Genomic DNA, 16,452 nt, shown 5'->3' with positions numbered 1-16,452 from the left:
TTTGGGTGGTGAAGGCCAGCGAAATCGTTGCTTCGCAGCCGGAAGAGCGCGGCGAATTCTTCGACCCGGCGGAAAGCAAAGTCTACCGTCATCCGACTTTCTATACCGTGCCGGATGGCATGGAACATATGTGAGGCGGCGATGAATAACCCTAACCCCGTAGCCACCTACGCCCTGCGGCTTGGCGACAATGGTCTGGTTCTGGCCCAGCGTTTAGGCGCCTGGTGCGGCCATGCTCCCGAGCTCGAGATCGATCTTGCGCTGGCCAACATCGGCCTCGACCTGCTCGGCCAGGCGCGCAATTTTTTAAGCTATGCCGCCGAGCTTAACGGCTGCGGCGACGAAGATACGCTGGCTTTTGGTCGCGATGAGCGCCAGTACAGCAACCTGCTGCTGGTGGAGCAGCCAAACGGCAATTTTGCCGACACCATCGCCCGCCAGTTCTTTATCGATGTCTGGCACGTCGCTCTGTTCAGCCGCCTGGTGAACAGCCGCGACACGCAGCTGGCGGCCATTGCCGCCAAAGGGCTGAAAGAGGTGCGTTACCACCAGCGCTTTAGCCGCGGCTGGCTGGAGCGTCTGGGTAACGGCACCGAGTTATCAAATCGCAAAATGCAGCAGGCGGTCGACAATCTGTGGCGCTTCACCGGCGAACTGTTCCTTGCCGATGAAGTGGATCTCAGCCTGGTTGAGCAGGGCATTGCGGTTGATCCGCGCGAGCTTCAGGCCGAATGGCAAAGCGCGGTACACACGGCGCTGCTCGACTCCGGCTTACAAATCCCGCAGGAAGCGGCCTTCCGCAGCGGCGGCAAACAGGGGCTGCACAGTGAACATCTCGGCCCGCTGCTGGCGGAGATGCAATATCTGCAGCGTTCGCATCCCGGCCAGCAGTGGTAAGTGAGGTGACTATGCAACGTCTTGCCGATATCGCTCCCGCTGAAGTTCGCACCATCTGGGGACTATTAAGCGCGATCCCGGATCCGGAAGTGCCGGTACTCACCATCACCGACCTCGGTATGGTGCGCAGCGTCGCGCGCCACGGCGACGGGTGGGTGATTGGCTTTACCCCGACCTATTCGGGCTGTCCGGCGACGGAGCATCTGCTGGGCGAGATCCGTACGGTCATGAGCGAGCATGGCTTTCTGCCGGTGCATATCGTCCTGCAGCTGGATCCGCCGTGGACCACCGACTGGATGAGTCAGGAGGCCCGCGAGCGCCTGCGCCAGTACGGAATCAGCCCGCCCCAGGGGCACGCCTGCCATGCGGACATGCCCGTTGAGGTGAGCTGTCCGCGCTGCGGCAGCACCCATACCTCGCTGATTAGCGAATTCGGTTCCACGGCCTGCAAAGCGCTCTATCGCTGCGACAGCTGCCGGGAACCTTTTGATTACTTTAAATGTATTTGAGGTTGCCATGACGACGTTCCATTCGCTTAAGGTGGCGAGAGTCGAGCCGGAAACCCGCGATGCGGTGACCATCACTTTTGCGATCCCGCAAGCCCTGCAGGCGGAGTACTGCTTTCGCCCGGGCCAGCATCTGACGCTAAAAGCCCGTCTGGGCGGTGAAGAACTGCGCCGCTGTTACTCCATTTGTCGCAGCCGCACGCCCGGCGAAATTAGCGTCGCGGTCAAAGCTATCGACGGCGGGCGCTTTTCGCGCTACGCCCAGCACGATATCCAGCAGGGTATGGAGCTGGAGGTGATGGTGCCGCAGGGGCATTTCGGTTATCAACCGCAGGCTGAACGGCAGGGTGAATATCTGGCGATTGCCGCCGGTTCCGGGATCACGCCGATGATGGCGATCATGAGCGCGACGCTGGCGACCGAGCCGCAAAGCCGCTTCACGCTGATCTACGGCAACCGCAGCAGCCATAGCATGATGTTCCGCCAGGCGCTGGCCGATTTAAAAGACCGCTATCCGCAGCGCCTGCAGGTGATACACCTGTTTAGCCAGGAGTCGATGGACAGCGATCTGCTACAGGGGCGCATTGACGGCGACAAACTGCGCCAGCTCGCTGACCATCTGCTGGATTTTAGCCGTTTCGACGAGGCTTTTATCTGCGGCCCGGCGGCGATGATGGATGAGGCGGAAGCGGCGTTACGTGAACTTGGCGTAGCGGAGAAATCGATTCATCTCGAACGCTTTAATACCCCAGGCGGCAATGTGAAGCGGGCCGCCGGCGTGCAGGCGGAAGGGCGCACGGTGACCATCCGCCAGGACGGGCGCGATCGGCTTATCGCCCTCAGCGCCGAAGACGACAGCATCCTGGATGCCGCATTGCGTCAGGGCGCCGATCTGCCGTTCGCCTGTAAGGGCGGGGTATGCGCCACCTGTAAATGCAAAGTGCTACGCGGTGAAGTGGCGATGGCCGCCAATTACAGCCTGGAAGCAGATGAGCTGGCGGCAGGATATGTCCTGAGCTGCCAGTCGTTGCCGACCAGCGGCGATGTGGTGGTCGACTTTGACGCGCGGGGGATGGCATGAGTGACCTGCTGATCTACCGTCATGGCCGGGTGCTTCAGTTGACGCTAAACCGCCCGCAGGCCCGCAACGCGCTGAACAATGCCCTCTTAACCCAGATTGCCGAGGCGCTGGAGGTTGCGGCCACTGATGACAGCGTCGGCGTCTGCGTTATCAGCGGCAACCCGCGTTTTTTTGCCGCCGGGGCCGACCTCAATGAGATGGCGGAGAAAGATCTGCCTGCCACCCTGGATGATATTCGCCCACGGTTGTGGGCGCGAATTGATGCTTTCACTAAACCGCTCATCGCTTCGGTCAACGGCTACGCGCTTGGCGCCGGCTGCGAGCTGGCCCTGCTGTGTGACCTGATTGTCGCCGGCGACAACGCCCGTTTTGGCCTGCCGGAAATTACCCTCGGCATTATGCCGGGCGCGGGCGGCACCCAGCGGCTGATCCGCAGCGTAGGCAAGGCGCTGGCCAGCCGAATGGTGCTGAGCGGCGAGAGTATTGACGCCCGCCAGGCGCAGCAGGCCGGGCTGGTTAGTGATATCCATCCGGCGGCGTTAACCGATGAGTATGCCCTGAAACTGGCAACCACCATTGCCCGCCACTCGCCGCTGGCGCTCCGGGCGGCAAAACAGTCGCTGCGCCTGTCGCAGGAAGTCAGCCTGCAGGCCGGTCTGCAACAGGAGCGCCAGCTGTTTAGCCTGCTGAGCGCCACCGAGGACCGCCGCGAAGGCATCGACGCCTTCTTACAAAAACGTACACCGGACTTTAAAGGACGCTAATCGTGGAAGCTTTCATTCTCAGCGCAGTGGAACAGGGCGTCATGACCATTACCCTCAATCGCCCGGACCGTCTCAACAGTTTTAACGATCTGATGCATCACCAGCTGGCGGAATGTCTGAAGCAGGCCGAGCGCGATGATGGCGTGCGCTGCCTGCTGATCACCGGCGCCGGTCGCGGCTTTTGCGCAGGCCAGGATTTGAACGATCGCAATGTCGACCCCAGCGGCCCACCGCCGGATCTCGGCCTGTCGGTAGAACGCTTTTACAACCCGTTAGTGCGCCGTCTGGCGGCGCTGCCGAAGCCGGTTATCTGCGCGGTCAACGGCGTTGCCGCCGGCGCTGGCGCCACCCTGGCGCTGGGCTGCGATATCGTGCTGGCCGCGCGTTCGGCGAAATTTGTGATGGCGTTCAGCAAGCTCGGCCTGGTGCCGGACTGCGGCGGTAGCTGGTTCCTGCCGCGGGTGGCCGGCCGCGCGCGCGCGATGGGGCTGGCGCTGTTGGGGGATAGCCTCAGCGCGGAACAGGCCGCGCAGTGGGGAATGATCTGGCAACTGGTGGACGATTCAGAACTGGCGGATACCAGTCTGCAGCTGGCGCGCCATCTGGCGGCGCAGCCGACGTTTGGTCTTGGGCTGATTAAAAAGGCGCTGCTGGCTTCTGAAACCAACAGTCTCGATGCGCAGCTGGATCTGGAGCGCGATTATCAGCGCCTGGCCGGACGCAGCGATGATTACCGCGAAGGGGTCAGCGCGTTTCTGGCCAAACGGCCACCACAGTTCAGCGGGAAATAGATGATGACGAGATCCTTAGCCAACGTGGCGGTGATCGGCAGCGGCACCATGGGGGCCGGCATCGCCGAAGTGGCTGCCGCCGCCGGACATCCGGTGCTGATTTACGACATCGATCATCAGGCCATTGCCCGGGCGATCGACGGCATTGCCAGGCGTCTCGCCTCACGGGTCGAGCGCGGCAAACTGGCGTCAGAGCAGGCCGACGCGCTGCTGGCGCGCCTGCATCCGGCTCACGATTTAGCCGCGCTTGCCGACGCGGATTTAGTGATTGAAGCGGCCTCTGAACGGCTGGAGGTCAAAACGGCGCTGTTCGCGCAGCTGGCGGAGATCTGCGCGCCGTCAACGTTGTTGACCAGTAACACTTCGTCTATTTCGATTACCGCCATCGCCGCCGGGGTCAAAAACCCGGAGCGGGTGGCCGGGCTGCACTTTTTTAATCCGGCGCCGGTGATGAAGCTGGTCGAGGTGGTCAGCGGCCTGGAGACGTCTGCTGAGGTAGTAGAGCAGCTGTGCCAGTGCGTAAGCGGCTGGGGGAAACAGCCGGTACGCTGCCGCTCAACGCCCGGTTTTATCGTTAACCGCGTAGCGCGTCCGTTCTACGCCGAGGCCTGGCGCGCGCTGGAAGAGCAGGTTGCCGCCCCGGAGGTTATCGATGCCGCTTTGCGTGACGGCGGCGGTTTTCCGATGGGACCCCTGGCGCTGACTGATCTGATTGGCCAGGACGTCAATTTCGCCGTGACCTGTTCGGTGTTTAACGCCTTCTGGCAGGACCGCCGCTACCTGCCATCGCTCCTCCAGCAAGAGCTGGCGCTGGCCGGGCGGCTGGGTAAAAAGAGCGGTTACGGCGTCTATCGCTGGCCCGCTGAGACACTGCCGGACGCGGCGTTGCCGCCGGTTGCCAATGGCGCTCAATCCGTGATGACGATAAGTGACAGTGTCACTGAGCTGGACGAACTGCTGTTGCTGGAGACCGAAGGTGAGACCGCGCTGGCGCTAAGCGTTAAGCATCACCGCCCGGTGGTGGTGTATGACCTGTGCGCCAGCGATACGGTGGTGCTGGCCGCAGCGGCGACCAACGCGCCTGCGGCCACTGATAAGGCCGTGCATTACTTCCAACAGCAGGGCAAGAAAGTCCTGCATATTGCCGATTATCCCGGCCTGCTGGTGTGGCGCACGGTGGCGATGCTGATTAACGAAGCGCTGGATGCGCTGCAAAAAGGCGTCGCCAGCCCGCAGGATATCGATACCGCGATGCGCCTTGGCGTCAATTATCCGCACGGCCCGCTGGCATGGGGAGAACGCCTTGGCTGGCGACGGGTGCTGCAACTGCTGGAGAACCTGCAACACCATTATGGCGAGGAGCGCTATCGTCCCTGTTCCCTGTTGCGCCAGAAGGCGCTGATGGAGAAGCACCATGAGCAATGATGCGTGGCGCAACGCGCGCGTGATGTACGAAAAAGATACCTGCGCCAGAAAGATGGGGATCGAACTTATCGAAATGGACGACGGCTTTGCGCAGATGAGCATGACCGTCTCGGCGGACATGCTTAACGGCCATCAAACCTGTCACGGCGGTCAGCTATTTACGCTCGCCGATACCGCTTTCGCTTACGCCTGTAACAGCCAGGGGCTGGCGGCGGTGGCTTCGGCGGCAAATATTGATTTTCTTCGTCCGGCGTTTGCCGGCGACAGGCTGGTCGCCACCGCAAGAGTCAAACAGCAGGGCAAGCTGACCGGCGTCTACGACATCGAAATTGTTAATCAACAGCAAAAGATTGTGGCCCTGTTCCGCGGCAAATCTCACCGTATCGGCGGCACAATCACAGGAGACGTGTAATGCGCGACGCCTTTATTTGTGACGGGATCCGCACGCCGATTGGCCGCTACGGCGGCGCGCTGGCCGGCGTCCGCGCCGACGACCTGGCGGCGATCCCGCTACGTGAGTTGCTGAGCCGTAACCCCGGGCTCGACCCGGCAGCAATTGATGATGTGATTTTCGGCTGTGCGAATCAGGCCGGTGAAGATAACCGCAACGTGGCGCACATGGCGACGCTGTTGGCCGGTTACCCGCATACCGTGCCGGGCACCACGATTAACCGCTTGTGCGGATCGGGTCTGGATGCAATCGGTTTTGCCGCCAGGGCGATCAAAGCCGGCGAGGCCGATCTGTTGATTGCCGGCGGCGTGGAATCGATGTCGCGCGCGCCGTTCGTGATGGGAAAAGCCAGCGCGCCGTATCAGCGTCAGGCGGAACTCTTTGATACCACGATTGGCTGGCGTTTTGTGAACCCGCTCATGGCGCAACACTTCGGAACTGACAGCATGCCGGAAACGGCCGAGAATGTAGCTGAATTGTTAAATATCAGCCGAGCCGATCAGGACGCTTTCGCCTGGCGCAGCCAGCAGCGTACGGCGCAGGCCCAGCGTGACGGCATTCTGGCGCAGGAGATCGTGCCGGTGCAGATCATCGGCAAGAAAGGGGCGGTCAGCGCGGTACGCGATGATGAGCATCCCCGCCCGGAAACCACGCTTGAGCAGCTGGCGAAACTGAAAGCGCCGTTCCGCCAGGGCGGCGTCATTACCGCGGGCAATGCTTCCGGCGTCAACGATGGCGCCGCGGCGCTGATCATCGCCAGCGAACAGCAGGCCGCTATCCAGGGGCTCACGCCGCGGGCGCGTATCGTGGCGATGGCGACGGCAGGTGTTGAACCGCGCCTGATGGGGCTGGGGCCGGTACCGGCGGTGCGTAAAGTGCTGGAGCGGGCCGGACTCAATATTAACGATATGGATCTGATTGAGCTGAATGAGGCCTTCGCCGCGCAGGCGCTGGGGGTGCTCAGACAGCTCGGCGTGCCGGATGATGCGGCGCATGTGAATCCCAACGGCGGCGCCATCGCGTTAGGCCATCCGCTGGGCATGAGCGGCGCGCGACTGGCGCTGAGCGCCAGCCTTGAGCTGCAACGCCGGGGCGGGCGCTATGCGCTGTGTACGATGTGTATTGGCGTGGGTCAGGGCATTGCCATGATCCTCGAGCGAGTGTGAGCTAATTTACCTGCGAGTACCCTACAATGATAACTACTACAAAATTAGATCCGATTGAAACCGCATCGCGTGACGAACTGCAGGCCCTGCAAACCCAGCGACTGAAATGGACGCTGAAGCATGCGTATGACAATGTGCCGATGTATCGCCGCAAATTCGACGCCGCCGGCGTGCACCCTGACGACTTTCGGGAATTAAACGATCTGCAAAAATTCCCCTGTACCACCAAACAAGATCTGCGCGACAACTATCCCTTCGATACCTTCGCGGTGCCGATGGAGCAGGTGGTGCGCATTCACGCCTCTTCCGGCACCACCGGCAAACCGACGGTGGTGGGCTACACGCAGAACGATATTGATAACTGGGCCAATATCGTCGCCCGTTCGCTGCGCGCCGCCGGCGGCACGGCGAAAGATAAAATTCACGTCGCCTACGGCTACGGCCTGTTTACCGGCGGCCTTGGCGCGCACTACGGCGCGGAGCGTTTAGGCGCGACGGTGATCCCAATGTCCGGCGGACAGACCGAAAAACAGGCGCAGCTGATCCGCGATTTTCAGCCGGATATGATCATGGTGACGCCGTCCTACTGCCTGAATCTGATTGAAGAGCTTGAGCGCCAGATGGGCGGTGACGCCCGCGGCTGCTCGTTACGCGTCGGCGTGTTTGGCGCCGAGCCGTGGACGCTGGCGATGCGCGCGGAGATCGAGCGCCGCCTGGGGATCACCGCCCTGGATATTTACGGTTTGTCGGAAGTCATGGGGCCGGGCGTAGCGATGGAATGTCTGGAAACCGTTGACGGCCCGACCATCTGGGAAGACCACTTCTTCCCGGAAATCGTCAACCCAGACGACGGTACGCCGCTGGAAGATGGCGAGCATGGCGAACTGCTGTTTACCACGTTGACCAAAGAAGCACTGCCGGTGATCCGCTATCGTACCCGCGATCTGACTCGCCTGCTGCCGGGCACCGCGCGGACCATGCGCCGCATGGATCGCATCAGCGGGCGCAGCGACGATATGCTGATTATCCGCGGGGTTAACGTCTTCCCCTCGCAGCTGGAAGAGGAGATCCTCAAGTTTGAACACCTGGCGCCGCACTATCAGTTAGAGGTCAATCGCCGCGGTCATCTTGATTCGCTGGCGGTGCGCGTTGAACTGAAAGAGAGCGGGCTGGCGTTAAGTCATGAACAACGCTGCCAGATTTGCCATCAGTTGCGTCACCGCATTAAGTCGATGGTCGGGATCTCTACCGACATTACTATCGTCAACTGCGGCACCATTCCTCGCTCGGAAGGGAAAGCCTGTCGGGTATTCGACCTGCGTAAAGCGGTGGTCAGCGGTTAATTCTCTCCCCGGTAGCCCGGCTGAGGCCTTTACGCCGTAAGCCGGGAATTTCCTGTGCTATGATTCATAAAGGAAAAAAATAACAACAGAATGAATCAGATGAGTAAACTCGACGCCTTTATTCAACAAGCGGTGACGGCGATGCCGATCAGCGGCACGTCATTAATTGCCTCGCTGTATGGCGACGCTTTATTGCAGCGCGGTGGGGAAGTGTGGCTGGGCAGCGTTGCGGCGCTGCTGGAAGGATTAGGCTTCGGCGAGCGCTTTGTCCGCACCGCGCTATTTCGCCTCAATAAAGAAGAGTGGCTCGATGTCGTCCGTATCGGCCGGCGCAGCTTCTATCGCCTGAGCGATAAAGGGCTGCGCCTGACCCGGCGCGCGGAACATAAAATTTATCGCGCTAGTGCCCCGGAATGGGACGGTACCTGGCTGCTGCTGCTTTCGGAAGGCCTGGAGAAAAATGTGCTCGCCGACGTCAAAAAGCAGCTGCTGTGGCAGGGCTTTGGCGCGCTGGCGCCCAGCCTGCTGGCCTCGCCGTCGCAAAAACTGGCCGATGTCCAGTCGCTGCTCCACGAAGCGGGCGTCGCCGAAAACGTCATCTGTTTTGAAGCCCATTCGCCGCTGGCGCTCTCCCGTGCGGCGCTGCGCAGCCGCGTGGAGGAGTGCTGGCATCTCACTGAACAAAACGAGATGTATGAATCTTTCATCTCGCTATTCCGACCGTTACTGCCGCTGCTGCGCGACTGCGACCCGGCCGAGCTGACGCCTGAGCGCTGTTTCCAGATCCAGCTGCTGCTGATCCATTTTTATCGCCGGGTGGTGCTCAAAGATCCGCTGCTGCCGGAGGAGCTGCTGCCGGCGCACTGGGCGGGGCAAACCGCCCGCCAGCTGTGTATCAATATTTATCAACGCGTGAATCCCGGCGCGCTGGCGTTCGTCAGCGAGAAAGGGGAAAGCTCGGTGGGCGAGCTTCCGGCGCCGGGCCCGCTCTATTATCAGCGCTTTGGCGGTTTGCCGGGCGCATAAGGAGGTTGCATGCCGATTTATCAGATTGATGGACTGACGCCAGTGGTGCCGGAGGAGAGCTACGTCCACCCAACCGCCGTGCTGATTGGCGACGTGATCCTCGGCAAAGGGGTCTATGTTGGGCCCAACGCCAGTCTGCGCGGCGATTTTGGCCGCATCGTGGTCAAAGACGGCGCCAATATTCAGGACAACTGCGTCATGCATGGATTCCCCGGCCAGGATACGGTGGTGGAAGAGGATGGCCACATCGGTCACGGCGCTATTCTGCACGGCTGCGTGATTGGCCGCAACGCGCTGGTGGGCATGAGCGCGGTGATTATCGACGGGGCGGTCATTGGCGAAAACAGCATTGTCGGCGCTTCGGCCTTTGTCAAAGCCAACGCCGAGATGCCCGCCAACCATCTGATTATCGGCAGCCCGGCAAAAGCGATTCGCACCCTGAGCGAACAGGAGCTGGCGTGGAAAAAACAGGGTACCCGTGAATACCAGGTGCTGGTGGAGCGCTGTAAGCAGACGCTGCATCAGGTGGAGCCATTACGGGAAGTGGAAGCAGGGCGTAAGCGACTGGAATTTGATGAAAACCTGCGGCCAAAAACGCAGCGCTAACTTTCCAGGGCAACCCGGAGGGGCTCGGTGGATTAGTGCTCAGCCAGTTCACGAAAGAACGCCGGGTTGGCCTGGATAACCGCCAGTACTTTTGCTGCCAGGCCTGTCGGGTTGCGCCGCCTGGACTCCCAACTTTTGATAGTATCCACGCTGGTACCCAGCGCTTTTGCCATCTCCGCCTGCGAAACATTAAGCTGAGTGCGGATGGCTTTCACATCAGCAACTTCATAGCGCGTCGCTCGGGCTGGGGCCTTGTTGCCGTCTTTGATCTCAACAGCCTCTTCCAGGGACGCTTTAAGTTCGTTGAAGTAACCCATTTCAAACCTCATTTTTTAGTCGCCGGGTCAGTTTCCTGAGTTCGTTTTTTTCCGCTGCGCTCAGGCTCTCTTTGGTGTGCTTGGGGTAGGCTAAGACGAGATAGATGATCTCGCGGGTTGCCAGAAAATAAATCACCCGCACGCCGCCGCTTTTTCCCTGTGAGCCTGTCGCCATTCTTATTTTCCGTAACCCGCCGGTATCCTGGATAAGATCGCCGAAATCCGGATTGCCTATGAGTTGCCTCTGCAGTGCCCTCAGATCTTCATCGCTGGCCAGCTGTTTTATCTGGCGGGTAAATAGCGACGTTTCGATAAATTCAATGGCATGACACACGAAAACGCTCCTTGCTAAGGTACCATGTACACCATCGGGTGTACATAGTACGCACTCCTGTTTTTGACCATGACAACGGTTGCCGTCAGCGACCGGGAGTGAGCCAGATTCGCGCGGCGACAGCCATGGTACAGGCTGGTGGCTTAAGGCGTTGGAATGATGTGTGAATTTACGAGGCGGCTCGTAAAAGGGGGATGGGCGAGGGGAAAAAAACACTCCCACCGGGCGGCGGGAGTGGAAATCTTAGGCTGCAACCACGCTGTCGATGGCCGCTTTCGCGTCGGACTGCGCTTTGGCCGCCACTTCCGGGCCGTAAGCGATACCTTCGGCGAACACAAAGTTCACGTCGGTGATGCCGATGAAGCCGAGGAAGGTGGACAGGTACGGGGTGACCAGGTCGGTCGGGGTATCTTTGTGGATACCGCCGCGGCTGGTCACGACGACCGCACGTTTACCGGTCACCAGACCTTCCGGCCCTTTCTCGGTGTAGCGGAAGGTGACGCCGGCGCGAGCCACCAGGTCAAAATAGTTTTTCAGCTGCGTCGGGATGTTGAAGTTGTACATCGGCGCAGCGATAACAATCACATCATTGCCTTTCAGTTCGGCGATCAGCTCGTCGGAAAGGGCCAGCGCTTCCTGCTGACGCGGAGTCAGCGGCGCGTCGCTCGGACGCAGGGCACCAACCAGTTCACCATCCAGAACCGGGATCGGATTAGCGGCCAGGTCACGCACGGTGATCTCGTCGCCCGGGTGTTTTTCCTGCCATTGTTCAACAAAATAGTCGGAAAGCTGACCAGATTGTGAGTACCCTGCCAGAATACTGGATTTCAGAACTAATACTTTGCTCATGGGTGTTTCCTTTTTTAATGTGATTGACGGGTCAATGCCCTGGTGCTTGTTGACACTGTATTCACAATCGCGCCACAGAGATAGCGCAATATATCGAATCCTATGTTCAGATTTTTTGAACAAGGCACGGATGACACAGATGTGGTACTCTAAGGCAATACTTCAAAAGAGATTTTCCCGGCAGAGCTCTGCCCGATAACGCTATGACAGAACAACAAAAAATCACCTTCCCCCAGCTTTATCACCAGCTCGACGGCCTGATGCTGCGCGATAAAACGCGCTTCGCCCGCCGTCTGCACGGTGTGAAGAAGGTTAAAAATCCTGAATCGCAACAGGCCATCCTCCAGGAGATGGCGCAGGAGATAAGCCAGGCAGCCGGTAAAGTCCTGCTGCGCGAAGCGGCGCGTCCGGCCATCACCTATCCTGAAAACCTGCCGGTTAGCCAGAAAAAACAAGAGATTCTCGAGGCGGTGCGCGATCACCAGGTGGTGATCGTCGCCGGAGAGACCGGTTCGGGTAAAACCACCCAGTTGCCAAAAATCTGCATGGAGCTGGGCCGCGGGCTGAAAGGGCTGATCGGCCATACCCAGCCGCGTCGTCTGGCCGCGCGAACCGTCGCCAACCGTATCGCCGAGGAGCTGCAAACGGAGCCGGGCAGTTGCATCGGCTATAAAGTTCGCTTTAGCGATCACGTCAGCGACAACACCATGGTCAAGCTGATGACCGACGGTATTCTGCTGGCGGAGATCCAGCAGGATCGCCTGCTGATGCAGTACGACACCATCATTATCGATGAAGCGCACGAGCGCAGTCTGAACATTGATTTTCTGCTCGGCTATCTGAAAGAGCTCCTGCCGCGCCGCCCGGACCTGAAAATCATCATTACCTCGGCGACCATCGACCCGGAACGTTTCTCAAAGCATTTCAATCATGCGCCCATTATCGAAGTCTCCGGGCGGACTTACCCGGTGGAAGTCCGCTACCGGCCGATAGTGGAAGAGGCGGACGACACCGAGCGCGATCAATTACAGGCGATTTTTGATGCGGTTGACGAACTGGGGCGCGAAGGGCCCGGCGATATTCTGATCTTTATGAGCGGTGAGCGGGAAATTCGCGATACCGCTGATGCGCTGAATAAGCTGGATCTGCGCCATACTGAAGTGCTGCCGCTGTATGCCCGCCTGTCCAACAGCGAGCAGAACCGCGTCTTCCAGCCGCACAGCGGACGACGCATCGTGCTGGCGACCAACGTGGCGGAAACTTCGCTGACCGTGCCGGGCATTAAATACGTTATCGATCCCGGTACTGCGCGTATCAGCCGTTACAGCTACCGCACCAAGGTGCAGCGCCTGCCGATCGAGCCGGTTTCCCAGGCGTCCGCCAACCAGCGTAAGGGCCGCTGCGGCCGCGTTTCGGAAGGGATCTGTATTCGTCTTTATTCGGAAGACGATTTCCTGTCGCGCCCGGAGTTTACTGACCCGGAAATTCTGCGTACCAACCTGGCGTCGGTCATCCTGCAGATGACCGCCCTGGGCTTAGGCGATATCGCCGCCTTCCCGTTTGTCGAAGCGCCGGATAAGCGCAATATCCAGGACGGCGTGCGCCTGCTGGAAGAGCTGGGCGCCATCACCACCGATGAGCAGGCCACCGCCTATAAGCTGACGCCGATGGGCCGCCAGCTCAGCCAACTGCCGGTGGATCCCCGTCTGGCGCGCATGGTGCTGGAGGCGCAGAAGCACGGCTGCGTGCGGGAAGCGATGATCATCACCTCCGCGCTGTCGATTCAGGACCCGCGCGAGCGGCCGATGGACAAACAGCAGGCCTCCGATGAGAAGCACCGCCGCTTCCACGATAAAGAGTCCGATTTCCTCGCCTTCGTCAATCTGTGGAACTACCTTGGCGAGCAGCAGAAGGCACTGTCGTCGAATCAGTTCCGCCGCCAGTGCCGGGTCGATTTTCTTAACTATCTGCGCGTGCGCGAGTGGCAGGACATCTACACCCAGTTGCGCCAGGTGGTGAAAGAGCTCGGCCTGCCGATCAACAGCGAGCCGGCGGAATATCGCGAGATCCATACCGCGTTGCTGACCGGTTTGCTGTCGCACATCGGCATGAAGGATGCCGATAAGCAGGAGTTTACCGGCGCGCGCAACGCCCGCTTCTCCATCTTCCCGGGTTCCGGTTTGTTTAAAAAGCCGCCAAAATGGACGATGGTGGCGGAACTGGTGGAAACCAGCCGGCTGTGGGGGCGCATCGCCGCCCGCATTGAGCCGGAGTGGGTTGAGCCGGTCGCGCAGCACCTGATCAAGCGCTCATACAGCGAACCGCACTGGGAGCGGGCGCAGGGCGCGGTGATGGCGACGGAGAAGGTCACCGTCTACGGCCTGCCGATCGTTGGCGCACGCAAGGTCAACTACAGCCAGATCGACCCGGCGCTGTGCCGCGAACTGTTTATCCGCCACGCGCTGGTGGAGGGCGACTGGCAGACGCGGCATGCCTTCTTCCGGGAAAATCTGAAGCTGCGGGCGGAAATCGAAGAGCTGGAGCATAAATCGCGCCGTCGCGACATCCTGGTGGATGACGAAACCCTGTTCGAGTTCTACGACCAGCGCATTAGCCACGACGTCATCTCCGCCCGTCATTTTGATGCCTGGTGGAAGCAGGCCAGCCGCGAAACGCCAGACTTGCTCAATTTTGAAAAGAGCATGCTGATTAAAGAAGGGGCGGAGCAGGTCAGCAAGCTGGACTACCCGAACTTCTGGCATCAGGGGAATCTCAAGCTGCGGCTTAGCTACCAGTTTGAACCGGGCGCCGATGCCGATGGCGTGACGGTGCATATTCCGCTGCCTCTGCTGAACCAGGTGGAGGAGGCCGGATTTGAGTGGCAGATCCCAGGCCTGCGTCGCGAGCTGATTATCGCGCTGATAAAATCGCTGCCGAAGCCGGTGCGGCGCAATTTCGTCCCGGCCCCTAACTATGCGGAAGCGTTTCTCGGCCGGGCGACGCCGATTGAGCTGCCGCTGCTTGATTCGCTGGAGCGTGAGCTGCGTAAGATGACCGGCGTGACCATCGACCGCGAGGCCTGGCAATGGGATCAGGTGCCCGATCACCTCAAAATCACCTTCCGGGTGGTGGATGACAAAAACAAGAAGCTGCAGGAAGGGCGCTCGCTGCAGGCGTTGAAAGACGCGCTGAAGGGCAAAGTTCAGGAGACGCTGTCGGCGGTGGCCGATGACGGCATCGAGCAGAGCGGGCTGCATATCTGGAGCTTTGGTACGCTGGCGGAAAGTTACGAACAGAAACGCGGCAACTATAAGGTGAAAGCCTGGCCGGCGCTGGTGGACGAGCGCGACAGCGTGGCTATCAAGCTGTTTGATAATCCACAGGAACAGCAGCAGGCCATGTGGCGTGGTCTGCGCCGCCTGCTGCTGCTCAACATCCCGTCGCCAATTAAGTATCTGCACGAAAAACTGCCGAACAAAGCCAAGCTTGGGCTCTATTTTAACCCGTACGGTAAAGTGCTGGATCTGATTGACGATTGCATCTCCTGCGGCGTTGATAAGCTTATCGACGAGGCGGGTGGTCCGGTGTGGACGGAAGAGGGCTTCAGTCAATTGCACGATAAAGTGCGAGCCGAGCTCAACGACACGGTGGTGGAGATCGCTAAACAGGTCGAGCAGATCCTCACCGCGGTGTTCAATATCAACAAACGGCTGAAAGGCCGCGTGGATATGACCATGGCGCTGGGGCTGTCGGATATCAAAGCGCAGATGGCGGGTCTGGTGTATCGCGGTTTTGTCACCGGCAACGGTTTCCGCCGTCTTGGCGATACGCTGCGTTATCTGCAGGCGATTGAAAAGCGTCTCGAGAAGATGGCTATCGATCCGCACCGCGATCGCGCGCAGATGCTGAAAATTGAGAGCGTGCAGCAGGCGTGGCAGCAGTGGCTGAATAAGCTGCCGCCGAACCGCCGTGAGGACGACGATGTCCGGGAGATCCGCTGGATGATCGAGGAATTGCGGGTGAGCTTCTTCGCCCAGCAATTGGGCACCCCGTATCCCATCTCGGACAAACGCGTCCTGCAGGCGATGGAGCAAATTACGCCGTAATCTCCTCCTTCCCCCAGCCCGGTGGCGCTATGCTTGCCGGGCGGGGGCATATCCTGAGGCTGATACTCATCAGTACGCCGCACCCGATAATCTTCCCGCCCCGGATGTGACCCAAACGGGTTCTCCCGGACGTAAATTAACGAATTCTGAAAATCAACCCGATGGCTTGGGGAACCTGCTTTATTGGCGTATGTTTAGCCTCGCTTTGCCGGATAAACAGGACTCGGAGTCTATTTTTACGATGATGGCTATGTACAGACTAATTATGCTGGTGTCGGCCATTCTTGTTATTACGGCGTGTAAGCCTTTCGTTGACGCTTTTTCCTGTGATGAAACCCAGCGGGCGATCAACGATGCCAATTTTTATATTTTGACCTATCTTCCACCGCTCAATGGCGATGTGCAGAGCGTAAAAATTGACGGTAGCCAAAATAACGACGCAGGCACGCTGCGTTTTGCCCGGTGCCGCCGGCTGGAAAGTTACGAGCGAGCAAAAACTTTTAATACCGCGAATGACTCCACGATAGTCAGAGATAATGTTCACTGGCGAAATGATAAAGGATGGATGCGGGAATATATCCGACAGACCCGGAGCGCGACGGGAAATATCAGAAAAATGGTCATGCGTGAGCAGTTCTACACCGATAATCTCGGGCGCATTGTACGTTCAGATAATCTACTCGTGTCGCAGCAACCGCCCAAAGCCATGAGCACAACCACCTATCACTATGACGACCGCCATCGGCTGGCGCGTAAAACGGTCAATGGCGGCATGATGGCAATGCTTGTT

Annotated in this window: 16 protein-coding genes and 1 pseudogene; 14 read left to right on the top strand and 3 right to left on the bottom strand. The window is 59.6% G+C overall.

From position 1 onward, the window contains the following. From paaB to paaY, 12 genes and pseudogenes are all read left to right on the top strand, one after another. A pseudogene (paaB, locus tag CW267_RS27185) lies at positions 1–134 on the top strand (1,2-phenylacetyl-CoA epoxidase subunit B); the annotation flags it as partial. Positions 135–141: 7 nt separating this feature from the next. Further along, complete coding sequence (gene paaC, locus CW267_RS27180; protein WP_032735442.1) at positions 142–897, top strand: 1,2-phenylacetyl-CoA epoxidase subunit PaaC; 756 nt, start codon at positions 142–144, stop codon at positions 895–897. Between the two features lie 11 nt (positions 898–908). Continuing rightward, entirely contained in the window at positions 909–1,406 is a 498-nt protein-coding gene (paaD, locus tag CW267_RS27175; RefSeq protein WP_016160908.1) for a 1,2-phenylacetyl-CoA epoxidase subunit PaaD, read from the top strand. Between the two features lie 7 nt (positions 1,407–1,413). After that, the gene (gene paaE / locus CW267_RS27170; RefSeq protein ID WP_008805122.1) at positions 1,414–2,484 is read left to right on the top strand and encodes a 1,2-phenylacetyl-CoA epoxidase subunit PaaE; all 1,071 of its coding nucleotides are present in this window, start codon (positions 1,414–1,416) and stop codon (positions 2,482–2,484) included. Beyond that, positions 2,481–3,248 carry a 2,3-dehydroadipyl-CoA hydratase PaaF gene (gene paaF / locus CW267_RS27165; protein ID WP_032735444.1) on the top strand — a complete coding sequence of 256 codons (768 nt, stop codon included), beginning with the start codon at positions 2,481–2,483 and terminating at the stop codon, positions 3,246–3,248. Before paaE ends, paaF begins: the two co-directional genes overlap by 4 nt. 2 nt (positions 3,249–3,250) lie before the next feature. Next, positions 3,251–4,039, top strand: a complete 789-nt coding sequence (paaG, locus tag CW267_RS27160) for a 2-(1,2-epoxy-1,2-dihydrophenyl)acetyl-CoA isomerase PaaG (protein WP_023297510.1) — start codon at positions 3,251–3,253, stop codon at positions 4,037–4,039. Continuing rightward, entirely contained in the window at positions 4,040–5,464 is a 1,425-nt protein-coding gene (locus CW267_RS27155; RefSeq protein WP_165787474.1) for a 3-hydroxyacyl-CoA dehydrogenase, read from the top strand. It begins immediately after the preceding gene. Further along, the gene (gene paaI / locus CW267_RS27150; protein ID WP_012541929.1) at positions 5,454–5,876 is read left to right on the top strand and encodes a hydroxyphenylacetyl-CoA thioesterase PaaI; all 423 of its coding nucleotides are present in this window, start codon (positions 5,454–5,456) and stop codon (positions 5,874–5,876) included. The genes CW267_RS27155 and paaI overlap by 11 nt, the downstream gene beginning before the upstream one ends. Then, positions 5,876–7,081 (top strand): 3-oxoadipyl-CoA thiolase, encoded by a 1,206-nt coding sequence (pcaF, locus tag CW267_RS27145; protein ID WP_100781177.1) that lies wholly within the window; start codon positions 5,876–5,878, stop codon positions 7,079–7,081. Before paaI ends, pcaF begins: the two co-directional genes overlap by 1 nt. 26 nt (positions 7,082–7,107) lie before the next feature. Next, positions 7,108–8,424: a phenylacetate--CoA ligase PaaK gene (gene paaK, locus CW267_RS27140; RefSeq protein WP_022064756.1), complete on the top strand. Its 1,317-nt coding sequence runs from the start codon at positions 7,108–7,110 to the stop codon at positions 8,422–8,424. Between the two features lie 99 nt (positions 8,425–8,523). Then, positions 8,524–9,450 (top strand): phenylacetic acid degradation operon negative regulatory protein PaaX, encoded by a 927-nt coding sequence (gene paaX, locus CW267_RS27135; RefSeq protein WP_162493262.1) that lies wholly within the window; start codon positions 8,524–8,526, stop codon positions 9,448–9,450. A gap of 9 nt (positions 9,451–9,459) precedes the next feature. Then, a complete protein-coding gene (paaY, locus tag CW267_RS27130) occupies positions 9,460–10,056 on the top strand; it encodes a phenylacetic acid degradation protein PaaY (protein ID WP_008805114.1) in 597 nt (198 codons plus the stop codon). Positions 10,057–10,088: 32 nt separating this feature from the next. On the opposite strand, the gene nadS is transcribed toward paaY, so the two are convergent. The 3 genes from nadS to azoR all read right to left on the bottom strand — a co-directional run bounded on the left by nadS (position 10,089) and on the right by azoR (position 11,556). Continuing rightward, complete coding sequence (gene nadS, locus CW267_RS27125) at positions 10,089–10,373, bottom strand: NadS family protein (protein WP_012541926.1); 285 nt, start codon at positions 10,371–10,373, stop codon at positions 10,089–10,091. 1 nt (position 10,374) lies between these two features. After that, entirely contained in the window at positions 10,375–10,707 is a 333-nt protein-coding gene (locus CW267_RS27120) for a type II toxin-antitoxin system RelE/ParE family toxin (protein ID WP_008805112.1), read from the bottom strand. 243 nt (positions 10,708–10,950) lie between these two features. Further along, positions 10,951–11,556, bottom strand: coding sequence for an FMN-dependent NADH-azoreductase (gene azoR / locus CW267_RS27115; protein ID WP_002902889.1), 606 nt, complete (start codon positions 11,554–11,556; stop codon positions 10,951–10,953). Between the two features lie 203 nt (positions 11,557–11,759). Here azoR and hrpA point away from each other — a divergent pair, with 203 nt between their 5' ends. Both hrpA and CW267_RS27105 read left to right on the top strand, forming a co-directional pair. Continuing rightward, on the top strand, positions 11,760–15,662 hold the full coding sequence (gene hrpA / locus CW267_RS27110) for an ATP-dependent RNA helicase HrpA (protein WP_100781176.1): 3,903 nt from the start codon (positions 11,760–11,762) through the stop codon (positions 15,660–15,662). 106 nt (positions 15,663–15,768) lie between these two features. Further along, on the top strand, positions 15,769–16,452 hold a 684-nt coding region (locus tag CW267_RS27105; RefSeq protein WP_227521875.1), incomplete at its 3' end, for a hypothetical protein.

This window comes from Klebsiella sp. X1-16S-Nf21, assembly GCF_002837615.1.
GTDB lineage: Bacteria > Pseudomonadota > Gammaproteobacteria > Enterobacterales > Enterobacteriaceae > Klebsiella > Klebsiella variicola.
Note: the sequence above shows the minus strand (reverse complement) of the source record. Positions and strands in the feature narration are given on the sequence as shown.